This window comes from Staphylococcus sp. 2S1 (assembly GCF_046721335.1).
In the GTDB taxonomy this organism is placed as follows: Bacteria; Bacillota; Bacilli; order Staphylococcales; family Staphylococcaceae; genus Staphylococcus; species Staphylococcus equorum_A.
The window spans coordinates 1151826-1169556 of record NZ_JBEUUJ010000003.1 but is presented as its reverse complement, the minus strand read 5'-3'; the positions used below and the strand labels follow the sequence as shown (position 1 = coordinate 1169556).

Below are 17731 nucleotides of genomic sequence, written 5' to 3'. Positions count from 1 at the left end.
CTTCAGCGAGCATCTGCGATTACTTTATCATCTGGCTGACCATCTTTATCACCTTGTTTTGTATAAATTGCAAGAATGATTGGTTTTTTATATTTATCTGGATAGATAAATGCCAAATCATTACGCGTAGCATATGTTAAGCCTTGGCCACTTTTATCTCCAACGACATAGTTGTCTGGTGCACCTGCTTTAATTAAACTATCGCCCGTCTCGTTTTCAATCATAACTTGTTTCAGTAAATCTAAGTTCCCATCACTTATTTGGTCACTTGTTAAAATTGTATTTAATGTCTGTGCTTGCAGCTCTAGGTGTTGTAGTATCAGCTGTACTATGTGGGTCATAAAGATTTAACTCCGGTTCTAAGCGTTGCGGATTAGAACTATTATCGCCTAATTGCATCAACTCATGTTTAAAGGCTTTAACGCCACCAAGTTCTGCCATTATTTTATTATTCGCCGTATTATCACTTTGTAACATAGATGCTTTAATTAAATCTTTAAGTGTCATCTGTTTGCCTATGTAATTTTCAGTTACAGGTGAATATGCTACAATATCTGTCTCATTAATTGTTATTTTTTTATTTAAATATTTTTCTGAATCATTATTTAATAACACACCGCTCGCGATGGCTTTAAAAGTAGAAGCAAATGCAAACCGTTCATTCACATTGTGTTTAACTTTTTTACCATTCTCGGTATTAATGCCATATACCCCAACTGTTGTGTTATTATCTTTTTCTATTTTATCAAATTCATTCGCCGATACTGTACTATTGCTTAACATGAAAAACAATGCACTCAACACTAACCCCAAAAAAACTTTTTTCATAACTATCTAACTCCCCTTAATTTAAGCGCATCAAGCTACTTGATTGTCTTTAATTATAACTTTAAAACTTAAAATCACATATTGAAAGCCCCTATAATCAGCATCCATTATAGGGGCTCAGACTTCAAACATTTAAGAAATTACTTAACTTTTGGTTATTGTTATTCCAGATTATTTAGTTAATTGTCATTTGTGTCAAATAGCCATTGTGATCAAAGGCTGCATAGTAATCGCCATCATTCGTAGCATATCTTAGGAATGTGCCATCACCATTACCTAATTTACCATCTTCTATAATTTCATTAGATGCATGTGCTTTTTTAAATGTTGCTTTATTCACTGATTCTGGTTTTGTAAAGAAATGAACTTGAACGACTTCATCGTCACTATTAAATCCTACAGAAGTATCATAAATATCTTTTTTATGATCATAATTTCCCTCAGCTTCTGTATCTACTTTATAACCATTAATTGAGACATTATCGTATTTTAATGCTCTTACAAAATTATAATCTTGTGTAAATGAAGCGTCATACGTTGTGTAACCCTCATAGTTATACCATGGTGTTTCAGCTTTTAATTCTACACCGCTTGCACTACTTTCAGTGTTGGCACCGCTAGCGCCACCTTCACCGTGTCCCCATTTCTGTACTTGCTCTGACTGCGCCTTGACTTCTTGATTGTTACTCGTAATATACGCTGCTGAAGAACCTACGACAAGTGTTGATACTATGACTGTTGAAGATAGTAACTTTACTACTTTATTCATAATAAATCACTCCTATTTTGTAGTTTTCCTTTTGGCTTAGAATATATTTCATATTCACATGTAATTTTCATATCAAGCTATTAACCAATATTCATTTGCATCAATTTTTTATCTTTGTCAAAGTAAGCTGTATATGAACCATCATTCGTTGCATATTTCACAAATGAGCCATTACCTTGGTCACCACCATTAGTGATACCTTCATCGATTATTTTATTAGACGTATGTGCTTTTTTAAACGTTGCTTTAGATACTGAACCTGGTTTAGTTAAGAAAGAAATCCCTATAACTTCGTTATCACTATTAAATTCAACGGTTGTATCATAAACTTGCTTAGTGTGATCAAAATTAGCGTCTAGACTTGTATCTACTTTATAGCCATCGATTGAAACATTGTCATATTTTAATGCTCTTACAAAGTTATAATCTTGTGTAAATGATGCATCATATGTTGTATAGCCTTCATAATTATACCATGGTGTTTCAGCTTTTAATCCAACACCGTTCGTACTACTTTCAGTGTTGGCACCGCTAGCGCCACCTTCACCGTGTCCCCATTTTTGAACTTGCTCTGACTGCGCTTGGACTTCTTGATTATTACTCGTAATATATGCTCGCGGAAGAACCTACAACAAGTGTTGAAACTACGACTGTTGCTGAAAGTAACTTTCCAACTTTACGCATAATAAATCACTCCTCTATTTTTGAGTCCCTCTTGGCTAAATTTCAAGAAATCTTAGTTATGCACTTAAAACTAAGCGATCATAATTATCAATAAACGCCGTATTAACAAGTTTCCTACACTATTTATTAATTATTTCATTCTTTCACGTTACTACATGTGGCTCAAGAACTGACAATAAGTGATTTTACTAAAAGCGTAAATGGATATAATATTTCTAAAATCACTCCTTTTTTCGAAGGATTTTATTGCTATAGTGTAATTGTTCACCTTAATCATACTCCTAATCTATTTAATTGCAAGATAATATAAGATATTTAATAAATTTACTCTTTCTTTACATTTATATATCAAAAAAGATTAAATGCAATTCAATTCCTCAAAAATATACAATTGCTATTAACGCTTGCCGATACACATAAGCACACTATTTAGTTATACTTAAAGTATTTATAATTAAACTCGAAAGGAAGGTATGTTATGGTACATATTTTACAAGTCGATTTTCCTTTAGATGGTCCATTTGGAGATGAAATGGCACAACAATTCTCTGATTTAGCAAAAACAATTAATGATGAAGCAGGATTTCTATGGAAAATTTGGACTGAAAACGAAACAGCCAAAGAAGCAGGTGGTATTTACGCCTTCGACAGCAAAGCACATGCTGAAAGTTACTTAAATATGCATAGCAAACGACTCAATACTATGGGTGTGACTGAAATCAACGCCAAAATCTTTACGATAAATGAAGGACTAACACAGATTACACACGCTCGTGTTGAGTAAATATTTGACAGTAGCGTATTAAAAATACCCCTGCAATAGCATCACTTGAAAAGTATGCCTATTGTTGGGGTATTTTGTGTGAATTTTAATATTTCCTGGGTAATTGCTTTAATACATCTTTGCCATTTCTTCTGTGAATGTTTGGTACGTTATTTCATTCTTAGATAATCGTGCTATTAACATATACATTTGTTCATTCTTTGTATATTCTTTTTTATATAATAAATGATTCGCTCTCTTTTCTTCTGGTAACGGGTCTTTAATGTTATCACCTTGTGAAAATGCTGCATAGTATCGCATACCTAATAATCTTTGTGATTGAGCATCAATATGAATCGCATCTGGATTGGCTGTTAAACCTTGTGCCGTTACGTAAAAACAATTATCTTTCGTTTCTGCTACAGTTTTAATCACTTCATTAATTTGAGTGTATTCTGATGCACTTTGACCAAATGTTGCTTTGCCTAAGAAATCTCCTAGCAAGCCCATTATGAATGGGAGTTGAGGTGCATTAAGCGCTTGTCTAAAATGATCCACAACTTGATTTAACTTCGTTTCGTAGTCAAGATGCTTATCTTCTGAACTATCACTTTCGCCTTGATGCCATAATATACCAATGAGCTCACTGCTTTCCATCGCAAATTCAGCTTCAGAAATGGCATGTCGCGTTAACACTTGATCCTCTGCCCAATCATCAATCGATGTGCCACCATCTGCGCAAGGAATTAAGCCAATTGTCTCATCTGGATGATCATCTAACCACAATTTAGCAAACGATGCTGTGGGACCTATACCTGCAACAGAACGATCACTATGTATCGGTTCGTCCATCATTTGCCATCTACCATTTTTCAACACATGAATGCGCTCATCTACAATCGGTTTCACGCTATCGATAAAGCCACGCCCCGCCATATTAGACTGCCCTATAAGTAAGATTGATTTCATATAAATTTCCCTTCCCATTTTGGAATGTATTTACTATTAATAATAAATATCATACCCTATGTGTGTGTTTGGTTGAAGTAAAAAGGGATTTTTTTGTTAATCTATATAAGAGAATCACTTCTTATTAAATTAACAAAAATATATGGCAAACCGAGAAATAGTAACCTTTTTTCACAAATTCCCCATAAATACGGCATTTAAAAATTCCGTAATAAAAACAAAAGTTAGAGTACTAAACATTAAAAAATTGTACGTATATTGGCTATTCATTCTTTACTAAATTGCTATTATTTCCTAGTGTGATTGATATTGAATGAATAGCAACAATTCCTAAACAAGAAATTGCTCTCATCCAAAATATAACTGATATAAAATTCTTCATGATTTCCTCTTTCTAAATGAATAATAAAAAATTAAATAAAATAATCTACTCAAAATACAATTATTTTAATTTTTCTAATATTGCATTGTATACACGTTCACTATTAGAATGGTCTCTATAAGCGAAAATATCGCTAAATTCTAAATCATTTTTAATTCCATACGAGTTAATTAGTCTTTCTAACCTATTTATTAATTCATTCTCATTATAAACAATATCACCAATAAAAGTTTCTTCAATTGGTCTCAATATTCCTTTTCTGAAAAATTGATTTACATCAAAATGAAAGAATATTACAGGCTTATTCATATACGAAAAGTCAAAACTAACACTGCTATAATCAGTTAATAAAATATCATGTTCAATCAGTAATTCTTGAACAGTTTGTTCACACTGATTGGATATATCGAATTTCTTTACTTGTCTTATTTAAGTGATATTTGAAAAATTCTTGAGATCTATAATGTGGATAAAAATTGATTTCTACATTATATTTTTTACACAGTTCAATCATCCTATTATCCTTTATTAAATCTAGGTATTTCTTCATATATTCACTATTATTAAAGGCAAAATCACTATTCAACCAATCTCTCCACGTAGGCATAATCAAAATTTTCTTAACTTCATCATTTGTTTCTAATGGAAGATTATCAAATCTAGAAAGTCCTGTTACATATACATTATTTTCATCATAACCTAATTGATTTACTACAATATCGTATTTTTCACTAGTACTGGAAACATTAAATATCTCAAATGGTAAATTATAATATTTTTTATTATATTCGACGTTTTTCTTCCCGACACTCCATGCTGTAAAAAAACTTTAATTGTATCTTCATATCCCCAAAATCCACTAGCCGTTTTATAAGGAAGAATATTCTCTAAGTCATGTGTAGAAGCTAAAACTTTCGCTTTTGATGCTACTTCAAAATGGTCTTGAGAACCAAATAAAACAACATTATTATAGTCACTTAAGCTTTCATAATCCAACGAATTTTTATCAATAACGTAGTATGCTTCGATATCTGTATTTTTTTGCAACCATCTAAAAAAGCTAATTCCATTATCTTGAGCAGTATCAGTTCTTTCACCAATTAACCACACATTGTTATCTTTATTGTTATTTTCTAAAATTTCTAATTCACGTTTACTAACCTCAAAAGATTCTATTTTTATGTTCTTAAAAGGTGTTAATGTAAACATGTAATATGCTTTTTTATTATCAAAACTTCTTTTATTAATAGTAATATAATTATCTTTTTTATAAATTCCTGCTCTATACTTTATTTTTTCTTTTCTAACAATATCTTGGCCATCATATATTGTTATGAAAATATCAATTATATTTTTAGATGCTGTTTTTAGTTGTTGAATTTGATTATATGGAATGTCGATAGACTGTTCTCCTCTAGATATCGGCATTTCATATTTATTTTGTGAAATTCTTTCTTCAAATGTAATATAAAATTGGAAATTATCGTAAACTTTATTGGGTTGAAAATAAATTCCCAAAGTTTTTTCATTAATAAAATTAGCACCCATTTTAATATTAGGTTTTGAACTAAATAGTGTTATTCCATTCTTTTTCAATATGTTCAAATTATAAATTTGTCCCTCAAAATTATAAAAACTATTGAATTTTAATGGACTTTTGCTATTCACAACATAATACTTTTCATCTCCACTATCAATATCTTCATAAACTGCAATTAATTTTTTAGTCTTTATATTATTAAATGTAGCAATGGGCAGTTCACTAAATACTGTGTTAGCAACCTGAGTCGTAGGTATTTTATCAATTGATTGCAAGTCGTTTTCTATAACTCCTAATGATAAAAACTTATCTTTAGGAGTTATATTATCTTTTATTTTTGTACTAATTCTCAATTTTGGTTCATTCATAATCGCCGAAACATTTACTGTCTGTACATTTGTACTATTAAATGAAGTGAAAAGTTCATTATCTCTCCATATATATTTCATTACTAGAAAATGAGTAATGTATTTTTGTGTAAATTCTGCTCGATAAATCTCATTATTAAATACGACATACACCTTAAAATGGTGTTTATTAGTAGACTGTTGTATATAACTTAAGTCAATTTTATCATCTTCAATTTGAATTTCTATTTGCTTGTTACGGTTTAACAGTATGATTGAATCTAGGTTATCTTTATTAGTAAGCAGAGCATATTTATCATCGACTTGATCAATTTGTAATAATTTATTTTCTCCTGTGAATCTATGGTTTGTTTTATATTGTTTTAAAATCAGGCTTTTATTAACTTTCAAAAAATATATTTTATCGCTGACTTCAAAAATATCTTTTAAATTTTCATAACTTACTAGCCATAATTGCTTATTATTATAATGAAATTCTAATGAATTATTATCATTTTCAATATATTCTGCGGCTACTTTAACTTCAAGCTCGTTTCTATTAATTTTTTTAAATTCAAAAGTTATATTTTTATTTTTATTTTTGATTTCAAACCTTCTTTTACTAAATTCTAAAAAGTGATATAACTTGAATTTCATTACAAAATATTCATCTACTAATTGAATATCATTGAGTTCGAATTTTCTTCTTAATAACTTTTTAATTTTGCTTTGCACGTAAACACTCCTATATATAATATAAAATCACTTTCATCTTTTTATATTCCCCATATTTTATTTTTTTCAAAAAATCTTTTCCCTTTTGAATTAGTTTTATTCAAAATATGATAAACTTTTGAACGCTCATTATTTTTGTTTTAGATTGTATTATAATGTTGTTTTTATATTTTGATAAACTTTATTCTTTGCTTTTTAAATACTAAATCATTTTACACTATGTTAATATACTGTTCAATATTTATTTATAAAATTAATATTGTTATAAATAAAATGATAATTTAAATGTAAAGTTACAAACTTAACCAAAAAACAAATTCATATTCAGCAAAGATTTTAATAATTTAACAAATTAAAAAAGAGCCCGATTTTACTCGCACTCTTTTTCTAATTTCCTTTATTCACTTTGTTGTTTCAATAATTTTTGATAAAAGTAATTGGCTACTACGATATCAACGATGGCTACGCCTACGGATTTAAAAATCGTAATTTCATCTTCTGATCGTCTGCCTTCTAATTTTGCAGAAACAATGTTCCCGAGTTCTCCGTATAAACCATCTGCGTTAAATACACCTTCTGCTACCGGGTTGATTAAGTCTCCTGTTTCTTCCATGGCCGCTTCTACGGCTTCTACAACAACCTTGTCTGCATCTGCAATGGCTTGAGATGGTAATTCTTGCATATCTGGTTTAAAGGAACCGACAGCATTTAAGTGAACGCCCGGCGCTAAGCGCTTATGAAATACTGGCTCTGATGCATTGGTAGCAGTTACGATGACATCCGCATCTTCCATTGCCTCGTCTACGTTACTAAACACTGCTAGCTTCATATTTGGATATGCACTTTGTACTTGTTCAGCAAAGGTCACAGCTTTTTCATACGTGCGATTGTAAAACTGTATACGATCAATCTGCCTTACAGCAAGGACTGCTTTAATAAGACCTTCCGCTTGATCTCCTGTGCCTATGACGCATAATGTTTTAGCGTCTTCACGTGCAAGGTATTTCGTTGCCACACCTGATATCGCACCTGTACGTATCTTCGTTAAATAAGAGCCTTCGAGTACTGCTAGTGTTTCACCCGTTTCATAATCAGATAAAATAACAGATCCTACGATGGTTTTCTTGCCGATTTGAGTATTATTTGGTGCCACGGTCACTGTCTTAAGTCCGACAATCTTCAATTCATCTGACAATGCCGGCATCACGAGATAACGGTTGTCCTCATTAAAAGGTAACGAATAGCGCAAAGGTGTATCAGTCTTGCCCTCTGAATATGCACGTAAAGATTCCGCTACTGCTTCAACAACTTCTGACATATCTAATAATTGTGCTTGTTCTTTTGTGCTTATAAAAAGCATAAAACACCTCTATTCCGCATCATTTGTTTCAATAATGTCGGTTTTCTTTTCAAATTTATTCTCAAATAGTATTAAGAGTCCAAATAAAATGACGATTATCAATAATATAAGCCACGCCAAACTATTTTTGATAAATAAAAAGTCAAAAAAGATTGCCGCCATTAGTCCATAACCAATCATATCTTTAATGTATAAAATCCAATAGTCCGCTTTCACACTAATAAACGTGTTTATATTGTCATCTTGTGTTTGTATATCATATAAAGTCACTTTCAATCTGCGAATTACAATAAAAATCAGTATTAAAATCGTAACGGCAGTGAGTATTTTATTATACAAACTATTTTCTAGTATTTCTGACATTGCAAGACAAGCAATGGTCAAAATAATAGATACCCAACTTGTATCATTTGCGTCTGGACCTTTCATCAGTATTTCACCCTCAAGTCATCAATATATTATGTTATTTATAACGTAACATATTTTCATTGAAAATTATCACTGAATTAAGATTAAATACTTTTTATATTTAATTAATTATTGAACAGTATAACCACCGTCTATTAAAATAGCTTGTCCCGTGACACTTTTAGCGCTGTCGCTACACAAGAATAATGCATATTCTGCGATATCTTTAATATCTAATAAACGTTTTTGTGGAATCAACGGATATAACACGTCTTCTAATACTTGCTCTACCTCGACGCCTCTATCTTTAGCTAAATCTGCCATTTGATTACGTACGAGTGGCGTATCTATGTAACCAGGACAAATCGCATTGACTGTAATGCCCTCCGTTGCCGTTTCCAAAGCTGAGACTTTTGTTAAACCGATAATGCCATGTTTCGCGCTGTTATACGCTGCTTTTCCGGCAAAACCAATCACACCATTAATTGAAGCCATATTTAAAATACGACCAAATTGTTGTTCTTTCATAATCGGCAATGCATATTTTGTACCAATAAAACTGCCAGTTAACATGATATCAATCATTTGTCTGAACTTGTCAGTAGGGAATGATTCGATACTTTCAACATGTTGTAAGCCTGCGTTATTAAATAAAATGTCTAAACGACCATACTTTGCTATAGTTACATCTACCATATACTTAACTGTTGCTTCATCAGTGACATCTACTTGAACTGGCATGCAATCGTAACCTTGGTCTTTCAAATCATGCGTTTCTAGAGCCAACTTTTCATTATTCAAATCAGCTAACACGACTTTAGCACCATTTTCTAAAAACACTCTCGCAATCCCTAAACCGATGCCACTTGCCGCACCTGTAATTATGACTACTTTATCTTTGACCATTCTCCACACCTACTTCAAATGATTTTCAAATTGTGCTCCTGTATTGGCTTCAACGTCTTCCAAATTAACATCATCTTGCAATTCAACAAGCTTCATCACTCCGTTTTCAAATTGAAATACTGCTAAATCTGTAATTAATGTGTTAACGACGCCGAGCACCTGTGAGTGGTAATTCACATTGTGCTTTAATCTTAGGCTCACCATGTTTATTCATGTGATCCATAATTACGACGACCTTTTGTGCACCGACGACTAAATCCATCGCGCCACCCATACCTTTAACTAATTTACCTGGAATCATGTAATTAGCTAAATCTCCTGTTTGTGAGACTTCCATGCCTCCAAGGATTGCTAAATCGATATGTCCGCCACGAATCATGGCAAAGGATTCCGCATTATCAAAATACGACGCACCTTTCGCGACAGTCACCGTTTCTTTACCTGCATTGATTAAGTCTGGATCCACTTCTTCGTCTGTTGGGTAAGGTCCGATACCTAACAATCCATTTTCAGATTGGAAAAAGACATTCTCTACATGGTCATTGATTTCATTAGCCACAAGCGTAGGCATACCGATACCTAAATTAATTACCATATCGCTTTTAATCTCTTGTGCGAGCACGTTGAATAATCTTCTTACGCTGTAATTGTTTATCCATGATTAGCCTCCTTCACTGTACGTTTCTCAATGCGTTTTTCAAAATGCTCTCCTAAATAAATAAAGTCGACGTAAACGCCTGACATATGTACTTCATCCGGATCAATTTCTCCAACTTCAACTAATTCTTCAACTTCAACGACAGTCGTTGTGGCGACCATCGCACATAAGGGATTGAAATTACGCGCAGTTTTTTCAAAAACTAAATTGCCAAAAGTATCTGCTTTTTGCGCTTTTACAATACCAAAATCACCTTTAATCGCACGTTCCATCACATACGTTTCACCATCAAATTCACGCGTTTCTTTACCTTCAGCGATTAACGTACCTACACCTGTTTTCGTATAAAAAGCAGGTATACCCGCGCCACCTGAGCGTAATTTCTCAGCTAATGTACCTTGTGGTGTTAATTCTACATCTAATTCACCATTAATTAATTGTTGTTCAAATATTTTATTTTCACCCACGTAGGAACTAATCATTTTATCAATTTGTTTTTTCTCTAATAAACGGCCTAAGCCAAAATCATCTACACCACAGTTATTACTTACTACTGTTAAAGCTTTCGTACCCTTCGTACGGATTGCTTCGATAGCATGTTCTGGTATGCCACATAACCCAAATCCACCGACAAGCACAGTCATGCCATCCTCTAGTCCATCGAATGCTGTATGTATATCCTTAATTACTTTCGACATAAATAAACCTCATTTCTATCTATTGTTTTAATACCTAGTACTAAAAACGATTATACTTGAAACTGCTAGTGAAGTCTTTTATTTATGTTTGCGGTTACATTAATTTTAATAATAAAAAAACCACTATTTATTATCAAAATAGTGGTAGCTTAATTTAAAAATACATTTTACTTATCTAATTTCAGATTATCTTTATAATCCTTAATTATTTTTTCATTATCTCCTGGATAGAAATAATAAAGTCCATCATCACCCATTGTATTTTCACCTTTTAATGTATGACGATTTACAGTCTCTTGTGCTGATTGATAATCAGATCTAATGTCATTAAGTTCAGTTAAACTCAAATTAATTTGTACGTTATCTTCTACAGCATCAAAGATTGTATTAATTTTAGGGATAGAACTTGGTTTAAGAGATTTGTTAGCAACCGCTTCTATAACGAGTTGTTGACGTGCTTGTCTTCCTTCGTCACCACCTGCACTGCTTCCTTTCTACTGCGCATAAAGGCTAAAGCTTCTTCACCATCCATGTGATGTTTTTTACCTTTTTCAAAAACATAATCTCTAACTTTAAAATCACCATTACTAACGACATCTACGCCATTAATTTCATCTATAAGCGTAGAAACACCATCCATATTGATTGAAGCATAATGGTCGATAGGTACGTCCATCAATTTTTCCACTGACTTCACTGCCATATCTGGACCACCGTATGCATATGCATGATTAATCTTTTCTTCAGTATCTTTTCCGACAATTTCAGCATGCGTGTCTCTAGGTACACTAATCATTTCTGTTTTCTTGTCTTCAGGATTTATAGACAGTAACACAATAGAATCTGATCTTTGTCCACCATTTTCTTGCTTTCTGACTTCATCATCATCGATACCAAAGAGAACAATTGAAATTGGATCGCCTTTCTCTCTTGACTTATCTCTCAATACTGAATGTTCTCTATCTAGTGGATTATTGATAGAGTTGTTTAATGAAAATAATTTATAAAAAATAAAAGCGACTACAAGAATAACTAAGATTGCCAACACAATAATCACCGTAACGACAATTTTCTTAGTTAATGATTTTTTCTTTTTTCTCATTACATTACTCCCTGTCGTGTAAAGTGTTAATTAATGGTTTCTTGTACAGACTGTTCAAATGATTTGTATTGACTGGTATTTACATATCTTTCATCAATGCTTTTAGAATAAGTTAAATTACCGTAAATTTTATTAAATATATTTATTTTTCCTAAAATATTCCTAATTACCATAGGCACAGGTACTTCTATAATCTTAATTTTCTTTTCAGAGTATTTTCTAATCAATTTTAAAGCTGAGTTAGTATTCATAAATTCTTCATTTTGTGGATGAGTGATTGCAGATTTTGGATTATTCATTAATCCTAAAAGATGTATACATAAATTATCTATATGTATGACACTTCTTTCATTATTAATTTTAGGAAATATAGGGTTCAATTTTGCTACTTTTATTAATTTCGCAAAATTTCCAGGTCCATCTTTCCCAAAAATCATAGGTGGTCTTACAATATTCACCACATAGTTTCTGTCGATTAATAATTGGATCGCTTGTTCTGCTAACAATTTAGAAGAACCATATGCTGTATTTGGTTTATACGGTGTACTTTGATTAATTTGAACATTTTCTGTTAAAGAACCATTCAGCCCATAAACACTCATAGTGCTTAAAAATATAAATTGTGAAACGCCATCATTTTTAGCTTTTTCAGCCAATTGTTTTGTTAAATGATAATTTATATTCATATAATCCACCATTTTTGCGTTAGGTGTATTGTTATGAACTAAAGCGGCTAAATGAATAACTACATCGAATTTACTTAACGATTGAAATTTCCAATCATTATTTTTCAAACTTATTCTAAAAACATTACAACCATTTTCTTCTAAAAATAATTGTAGTTCATTTCCGACAAAGCCATTTGAACCTGTTATTAATACATTTTTTCTCATTAATGACTTATCCCTTCCGAAGAAATAGTGTTTTTGATAGTTTTATAAAGTATATACATGTCTAACTTGAAAGATTGATTTTCTATATAAAACTTATCGTATAAAACTTTTTGATCATCTGAATTATCGTCTCTTCCCATGACTTGAGCTAAACCTGTTAAGCCTGGTTTAACTAAATGAACGTTAACATTTGTTCTTTTTTCAATGAGTTCATATTGATTATATAAAGTCTGGTCTTGGACCAACTACAGCCATATCGCCTTTTACAATATTAAATAACTGTGGTAACTCATCTAAGGAAGTTCTTCTGATGAATTTTCCAGTTTTAGTTATATAATTTGAAGGATCTAATTTATCAGTAGCTACATTAGGTGTATCTTGTCTCATAGATCTAAACTTATAAATTTTAAATAATTTGTTTTTTATACCCGGACGATCTTGTTTAAACACAATTGGCCCTTTTGACTCTATTTTAATAGCTACTGATACCAAAAGAAGTATTGGAGAAAATATAATAATTGCATAGGTCGAGCTAAATATATCGAAAATTCTCTTCATTAATACCCTCCCCCTTTATCAAGAAAATTATCATACATTTTTTTCATATCATTCCATATAATTTCATTAGAAAATTTATTTTCCACGTTAATTCTACCGTTTTCTCCTAATGTTCTTCTTAATTGTTCATTATTAATTAATTTTTCAATTTTATTTACGATAGCTTCTACATTCCCTTTTTCAACTATAAAACCAGTTTCTTCATCTATAACAGTGTCAATTGCCCCTGTTACATTTGTAGTAATAACTGGTACTTCAAGTGCTTGCGCTTCTATACTTACGTTTCCAAAACCCTCTCTGTGTGTTGGAAATACAAATAAATCCATATTGTTATAATACGAAACCGGATTAGAAACATGTTCAATAAGTAAAACGTTAGGATTGTTTTTTAAAAACCAATAATCTTTCTCTCTAATTGCATTTCCTTTTTCTATGCTACCAATTACCATTAGTTTAACGTTATAAGATTTTTTCAATACTTTTTTAAATGCTTCAATCAATTCTTGGATTCCTTTATCTTTAACAATTCTACCCACATAGCCAATAACAAAATTGTCAGCCAATTGATTTTTATATGTTTGGTTTATTTCATTATCTGTCAATGTAAAGTTTTCTAATTGTATACCATTTGAACTTCCATAACCTAAAACTTTAATTTTATTTTCGTTTGCTAGATTTGATACTACTATTTTTTCTTTAAGACTCTCTGATATTGCAATTATGTCAGTCGCACATAACATTGCAATTTTTTCCATTGCGTATAATATTTTATATTTTAAACCGCTTACTGTTTCTAGCCTCAATCCTCTTACTGTATATATTCTAACTGGTCTTCTAGTTATGAAAGCGACCAAAGTTCCTATTAATCCAGCTTTAGGTGTCCCTGAATTTACAATATATGGTTTTTCTTTATAAAAAAGTTTAACCATCTTTATTAAAGATTTAATATCATTTAGAAAAGAAATTTCTCGTTTCATAGGAATATTATGAGAAATTTCTTTTTCATAACTCCTCAGTTCTTTACCATCATCTGAAACAATATGAACATCCAACCCTTGATCACGTAAAAATTCAATTTGCCCCTTCATTAATGGGATACTTTTCGAAACTGTAACTAAATGAAATATCTTGTTTTTCTTCATCAATTAACTCCTTTATTTAGTAATTACTGTTCTCATTGGTTTTTATATGTTTGGCGGGGATGCCTCCAGATATACTGAAATCTTCTACATTTTTTATTACAGATGAATTAGGCGCAATTAAACATCCCTTTCCAATTTGAACCCCTTGCTTAATGTGAACGTGTGAAGCCAACCGACTTCCTCTGCCAATAATTACGTTTCCCTCTATTGATTTAGCAAACCTAGCTGAATTATTTTTAAATGTGTGTTGCATAGTACTGATTATTACATAAGGAGAAATTAAAACTTCATCTCCAATTTTTAATCCTCCTTTTGCATTAAGCCATGTACCTTTAGCAATATAAACATTATCCCCTATTTCAATATTGTTAGAATTTAATATTGTGACATCTCTTCCAATTTGAAAATTTTTTCCACATTTATGTATAAAAGGTTTCAAAATTTTACCTCTTATTTTAATACTATATCTATTATCAGGTAAAAATGAAGTTAATGAAGATAAAAGTGAAAAAGGCAAATTAAATCTCAATTGATTAAAAATTCTATTCATTTATGTCACCTTCCTTTAATTTTTTATAAAATTCATATCTTTTATTTTTTAAAATTGAATTATCGTATTCCTTGGCTTTTTCAAAATTCTTAGCAGAAGTTGTATTATATATTTTTTTGTTTGATAATGTTTTTTCTATTAAATAAGATAATTTTTTAAAATCACCTTTATTAATTATATATTTATCTTCTATTAGTTCAGGAATACCTCCAGCATTAGTACCAATAGCAGGTAAGGCTCTGCTCATCGCTTCAATTAATCCCCTTGGTAAGCCTTCTGTTTTACTAGGTTGGATATATATATCTAAAGTGTCCAACCAATTTATGACAGGATCTCCCGCCGGCAAAGTTTTAATTTCAATGTAATCCATTACTTCAAATTTTTCTGCTAACCTGTAATATTTCTCTTTATCTCCTGTACCTAAAATCGAAAGAAAATACTTATGAGTTTTTGATTTATTTAAATTATGAAGTGCTTTTATAGCTATATCTATGCCTTTATATCCTGATAAAAATCCTATCAACCCTATTTTATAGTTTTCTTTTTCAGTGAACTCTTTTCTAATTTCTCTATCTATAGTTACTTCAATATTTACATTAGAAGCATTAACATTATTCACACCTTTATTAGGATATCTATTTTGCAATTTTCTTTCAGTTACATATAAAACTTGTATAGCATTTTTCACAATTAATTTAGTGTACATATATATTATTGGTGCATAAATATTTCCTTTAAAACTATTTAAACTTGTATAAGCTTCCCAAGGGTCTCCCACTAATTCTACAGCTAAAGCTTTTTTTGTTTTAGTGCTTCTCTACCTACTATCAAGCCTATTGTACTGGGCATTCGAACTATAATTTTATCATTTTGACTAACTAAACATTTAACTTTTTTTAAAAACTTGTGGTCTTTAATAAAGTTCAACGCATTGTTACTATAATTCAATGAATGAAAGTTAACATTTTTTTTGAAGAAATATTAAAATAATTCAAGTTATCAATATCTTCATTTTCAAATTTATATAACCTAGAAATTACATTAATTTCTTCAAAAACATCTAAATATCTTTCCCAAAAATCACTTGAAAATTGTACTTTCGAATAATATTTTTCATCATAATAGAAAAATTTATGATCATGTGCCCATAATAACTTCATTTTAAAGTCTCCATAACTTTTGGTAGTATTCTAATTCTGATTTATTGATATTTCCTTTAATATCAAAAACAACACCCTCATCTTTTACTAAATTCAAATATTCTTTTTTATTATCTAAATATTCTTTATGTGGAACAGCAAATAATAAAGCATCCGCTTTAGTTAACTCTTGTTTACTTTGCAAATTAAAACCAAATAATTTTTCTGCTTCACTTCCATCGGCTTCTACATCGTTCACATTTACATTCAGACCATAATCTTTAAGTTCTTCTACAATATGAATAACTTTCGTGTTTCTAAGATCAGGACAATTTTCTTTGAATGTTAGGCCAAGCACATTTATTGTAGCACCTTGTACTTCTAATCCTTGTTTTAACATTTCTTTTATAATCGTAGATGCGATATGTTTTGACATATTATCATTTATTCTTCTACCTGCTAAGATGACTTCAGGATGGTGCCCAACTTCTTGTGCTTTATGAGTTAGGTAATAAGGGTCTACTCCTATACAGTGTCCGCCTACCAATCCTGGTTTAAAATTCAAGAAATTCCATTTAGTTCCTGAAGCTTTTAACACTTCATTTGTATCAATATTAAGTTTTTCAAAAATAATTGCTAATTCATTCATTAAAGCAATATTAACGTCACGTTGTGTGTTTTCAATAACTTTTGTTGCTTCTGCTACTTTAATTGACGAAGCTTTATGAACACCGGCTGTTACTACTGAACTATACACATCGGCTACGATATCTAAAACTTCAGGTGTTTGACCTGATACGACTTTCGTTATTGTTTCAAACGTGTGTACTTTATCTCCTGGATTAATTCTTTCGGGAGAATAACCTACAAAAAAGTCTTCACCACATGTTAAACCTGAATGACTTTCTAATACTGGTACACAATCCTCTTCTGTAGCCCCTGGATATACTGTAGATTCATACACAATTATTGTGTCTTTCGAAATTACTTTCCCCACTGTTTCACTTGCTTTGATCAATGGTGTTAAATCAGGTTTATTATTTTTATCAATAGGTGTTGGTACTGCAACAATAATAAAATCCGCTTTTTTTAAATCATTTGAATCAGAGGTGAAATCTATACTAGTTTCCCCTAAATTTTCAGAAGTCACTTCATTTGTTCTATCGTATCCATTTTTCAATTCTTGAATTCTTTCTTCATTAATATCAAAGCCAATTACTTTGTGTTTATTTCCAAATGTAACTGCAACGGGTAATCCCACATACCCCAAACCGACAACTGCTATATTTCTTCCCATAAT

At 31.0% G+C, this 17731-nt stretch carries 20 protein-coding genes and 3 pseudogenes; 2 read left to right on the top strand and 21 right to left on the bottom strand.

Going from position 1 to position 17731, the window contains the following annotated elements:
* Positions 1-2 precede the first annotated feature (2 nt).
* From ABLV90_RS06135 to isaB (ABLV90_RS06120), 4 genes are all read right to left on the bottom strand, one after another.
* Positions 3-341, bottom strand: a complete 339-nt coding sequence (locus ABLV90_RS06135; protein ID WP_460872343.1) for a serine hydrolase — start codon at positions 339-341, stop codon at positions 3-5.
* Positions 265-828, bottom strand: coding sequence for a serine hydrolase (locus tag ABLV90_RS06130; RefSeq protein WP_460872342.1), 564 nt, complete (start codon positions 826-828; stop codon positions 265-267). The genes ABLV90_RS06135 and ABLV90_RS06130 overlap by 77 nt, the downstream gene beginning before the upstream one ends.
* A gap of 175 nt (positions 829-1003) precedes the next feature.
* The gene (gene isaB, locus ABLV90_RS06125; RefSeq protein ID WP_427707494.1) at positions 1004-1597 is read right to left on the bottom strand and encodes an immunodominant staphylococcal antigen IsaB family protein; all 594 of its coding nucleotides are present in this window, start codon (positions 1595-1597) and stop codon (positions 1004-1006) included.
* An 80-nt stretch (positions 1598-1677) separates the two neighbouring features.
* Positions 1678-2205, bottom strand: a complete 528-nt coding sequence (gene isaB / locus ABLV90_RS06120) for an immunodominant staphylococcal antigen IsaB family protein (protein ID WP_460872863.1) — start codon at positions 2203-2205, stop codon at positions 1678-1680.
* 2 nt (positions 2206-2207) lie between these two features.
* On the opposite strand from isaB (ABLV90_RS06120), the gene ABLV90_RS06115 reads away from it, so the two are divergent.
* Both ABLV90_RS06115 and ABLV90_RS06110 read left to right on the top strand, forming a co-directional pair.
* Positions 2208-2375, top strand: coding sequence for a hypothetical protein (locus ABLV90_RS06115; protein ID WP_460872341.1), 168 nt, complete (start codon positions 2208-2210; stop codon positions 2373-2375).
* 384 nt (positions 2376-2759) lie between these two features.
* Positions 2760-3065 carry a monooxygenase gene (locus tag ABLV90_RS06110; RefSeq protein ID WP_427707492.1) on the top strand — a complete coding sequence of 102 codons (306 nt, stop codon included), beginning with the start codon at positions 2760-2762 and terminating at the stop codon, positions 3063-3065.
* 108 nt (positions 3066-3173) lie between these two features.
* On the opposite strand, the gene ABLV90_RS06105 is transcribed toward ABLV90_RS06110, so the two are convergent.
* The 17 genes and pseudogenes from ABLV90_RS06105 to ABLV90_RS06025 form a co-directional block, all read right to left on the bottom strand.
* Positions 3174-4013 (bottom strand): sialate O-acetylesterase, encoded by an 840-nt coding sequence (locus ABLV90_RS06105; protein WP_460872340.1) that lies wholly within the window; start codon positions 4011-4013, stop codon positions 3174-3176.
* A 442-nt stretch (positions 4014-4455) separates the two neighbouring features.
* Positions 4456-4800 (bottom strand): CDP-glycerol glycerophosphotransferase family protein, encoded by a 345-nt coding sequence (locus ABLV90_RS06100; protein ID WP_460872862.1) that lies wholly within the window; start codon positions 4798-4800, stop codon positions 4456-4458.
* The gene (locus ABLV90_RS06095) at positions 4784-5149 is read right to left on the bottom strand and encodes a CDP-glycerol glycerophosphotransferase family protein (protein WP_460872861.1); all 366 of its coding nucleotides are present in this window, start codon (positions 5147-5149) and stop codon (positions 4784-4786) included. Before ABLV90_RS06095 ends, ABLV90_RS06100 begins: the two co-directional genes overlap by 17 nt.
* Positions 5107-7017 (bottom strand): CDP-glycerol glycerophosphotransferase, encoded by a 1911-nt coding sequence (locus tag ABLV90_RS06090; RefSeq protein ID WP_460872339.1) that lies wholly within the window; start codon positions 7015-7017, stop codon positions 5107-5109. The genes ABLV90_RS06095 and ABLV90_RS06090 overlap by 43 nt, the downstream gene beginning before the upstream one ends.
* 397 nt (positions 7018-7414) lie before the next feature.
* Complete coding sequence (locus ABLV90_RS06085) at positions 7415-8377, bottom strand: ornithine cyclodeaminase family protein (protein WP_427707486.1); 963 nt, start codon at positions 8375-8377, stop codon at positions 7415-7417.
* A gap of 9 nt (positions 8378-8386) precedes the next feature.
* Positions 8387-8806, bottom strand: a complete 420-nt coding sequence (locus tag ABLV90_RS06080) for a hypothetical protein (RefSeq protein WP_427707484.1) — start codon at positions 8804-8806, stop codon at positions 8387-8389.
* Between the two features lie 108 nt (positions 8807-8914).
* Positions 8915-9691, bottom strand: coding sequence for a 3-hydroxybutyrate dehydrogenase (locus tag ABLV90_RS06075; protein WP_460872338.1), 777 nt, complete (start codon positions 9689-9691; stop codon positions 8915-8917).
* Between the two features lie 9 nt (positions 9692-9700).
* Positions 9701-10350: pseudogene (locus ABLV90_RS06070) on the bottom strand (3-oxoacid CoA-transferase subunit B).
* Entirely contained in the window at positions 10343-11047 is a 705-nt protein-coding gene (locus ABLV90_RS06065) for a CoA transferase subunit A (protein ID WP_460872337.1), read from the bottom strand. Before ABLV90_RS06065 ends, ABLV90_RS06070 begins: the two are co-directional and overlap by 8 nt.
* 167 nt (positions 11048-11214) lie before the next feature.
* Positions 11215-12149: pseudogene (locus tag ABLV90_RS06060) on the bottom strand (LCP family protein).
* A 26-nt stretch (positions 12150-12175) separates the two neighbouring features.
* Positions 12176-13042 (bottom strand): NAD-dependent epimerase/dehydratase family protein, encoded by an 867-nt coding sequence (locus ABLV90_RS06055; RefSeq protein WP_427707474.1) that lies wholly within the window; start codon positions 13040-13042, stop codon positions 12176-12178.
* Positions 13042-13600, bottom strand: a pseudogene (locus ABLV90_RS06050) (sugar transferase). Before ABLV90_RS06050 ends, ABLV90_RS06055 begins: the two are co-directional and overlap by 1 nt.
* Entirely contained in the window at positions 13600-14742 is a 1143-nt protein-coding gene (locus tag ABLV90_RS06045; RefSeq protein WP_460872336.1) for a glycosyltransferase family 4 protein, read from the bottom strand. Before ABLV90_RS06045 ends, ABLV90_RS06050 begins: the two are co-directional and overlap by 1 nt.
* A 16-nt stretch (positions 14743-14758) precedes the next feature.
* Entirely contained in the window at positions 14759-15292 is a 534-nt protein-coding gene (locus ABLV90_RS06040) for an acyltransferase (protein WP_460872335.1), read from the bottom strand.
* Entirely contained in the window at positions 15285-16070 is a 786-nt protein-coding gene (locus tag ABLV90_RS06035) for a glycosyltransferase family 4 protein (protein WP_460872334.1), read from the bottom strand. The genes ABLV90_RS06040 and ABLV90_RS06035 overlap by 8 nt, the downstream gene beginning before the upstream one ends.
* 166 nt (positions 16071-16236) lie before the next feature.
* Positions 16237-16452, bottom strand: coding sequence for a hypothetical protein (locus ABLV90_RS06030; protein ID WP_427707463.1), 216 nt, complete (start codon positions 16450-16452; stop codon positions 16237-16239).
* A 1-nt stretch (position 16453) separates the two neighbouring features.
* Positions 16454-17728, bottom strand: coding sequence for a nucleotide sugar dehydrogenase (locus ABLV90_RS06025; RefSeq protein WP_460872333.1), 1275 nt, complete (start codon positions 17726-17728; stop codon positions 16454-16456).
* Positions 17729-17731 lie beyond the last annotated feature (3 nt).

Excerpts from the sequence above, each read along its gene's own strand:
- ABLV90_RS06135 (WP_460872343.1), bottom strand. The coding sequence starts at position 341 with ATGACCCACATAGTACAGCTGATACTACAACACCTAGAGCTGCAAGCA.
- ABLV90_RS06130 (WP_460872342.1), bottom strand. The coding sequence starts at position 828 with ATGAAAAAAGTTTTTTTGGGGTTAGTGTTGAGTGCATTGTTTTTCATG.
- isaB (WP_427707494.1), bottom strand. The coding sequence starts at position 1,597 with ATGAATAAAGTAGTAAAGTTACTATCTTCAACAGTCATAGTATCAACA.
- ABLV90_RS06115 (WP_460872341.1), top strand. The coding sequence starts at position 2,208 with ATGCTCGCGGAAGAACCTACAACAAGTGTTGAAACTACGACTGTTGCT.
- ABLV90_RS06110 (WP_427707492.1), top strand. The coding sequence starts at position 2,760 with ATGGTACATATTTTACAAGTCGATTTTCCTTTAGATGGTCCATTTGGA.
- ABLV90_RS06105 (WP_460872340.1), bottom strand. The coding sequence starts at position 4,013 with ATGAAATCAATCTTACTTATAGGGCAGTCTAATATGGCGGGGCGTGGC.
- ABLV90_RS06085 (WP_427707486.1), bottom strand. The coding sequence starts at position 8,377 with ATGCTTTTTATAAGCACAAAAGAACAAGCACAATTATTAGATATGTCA.
- ABLV90_RS06080 (WP_427707484.1), bottom strand. The coding sequence starts at position 8,806 with ATGAAAGGTCCAGACGCAAATGATACAAGTTGGGTATCTATTATTTTG.
- ABLV90_RS06075 (WP_460872338.1), bottom strand. The coding sequence starts at position 9,691 with ATGGTCAAAGATAAAGTAGTCATAATTACAGGTGCGGCAAGTGGCATC.
- ABLV90_RS06065 (WP_460872337.1), bottom strand. The coding sequence starts at position 11,047 with ATGTCGAAAGTAATTAAGGATATACATACAGCATTCGATGGACTAGAG.
- ABLV90_RS06055 (WP_427707474.1), bottom strand. The coding sequence starts at position 13,042 with ATGAGAAAAAATGTATTAATAACAGGTTCAAATGGCTTTGTCGGAAAT.
- ABLV90_RS06045 (WP_460872336.1), bottom strand. The coding sequence starts at position 14,742 with ATGAAGAAAAACAAGATATTTCATTTAGTTACAGTTTCGAAAAGTATC.
- ABLV90_RS06040 (WP_460872335.1), bottom strand. The coding sequence starts at position 15,292 with ATGAATAGAATTTTTAATCAATTGAGATTTAATTTGCCTTTTTCACTT.
- ABLV90_RS06030 (WP_427707463.1), bottom strand. The coding sequence starts at position 16,452 with ATGAAGTTATTATGGGCACATGATCATAAATTTTTCTATTATGATGAA.
- ABLV90_RS06025 (WP_460872333.1), bottom strand. The coding sequence starts at position 17,728 with ATGGGAAGAAATATAGCAGTTGTCGGTTTGGGGTATGTGGGATTACCC.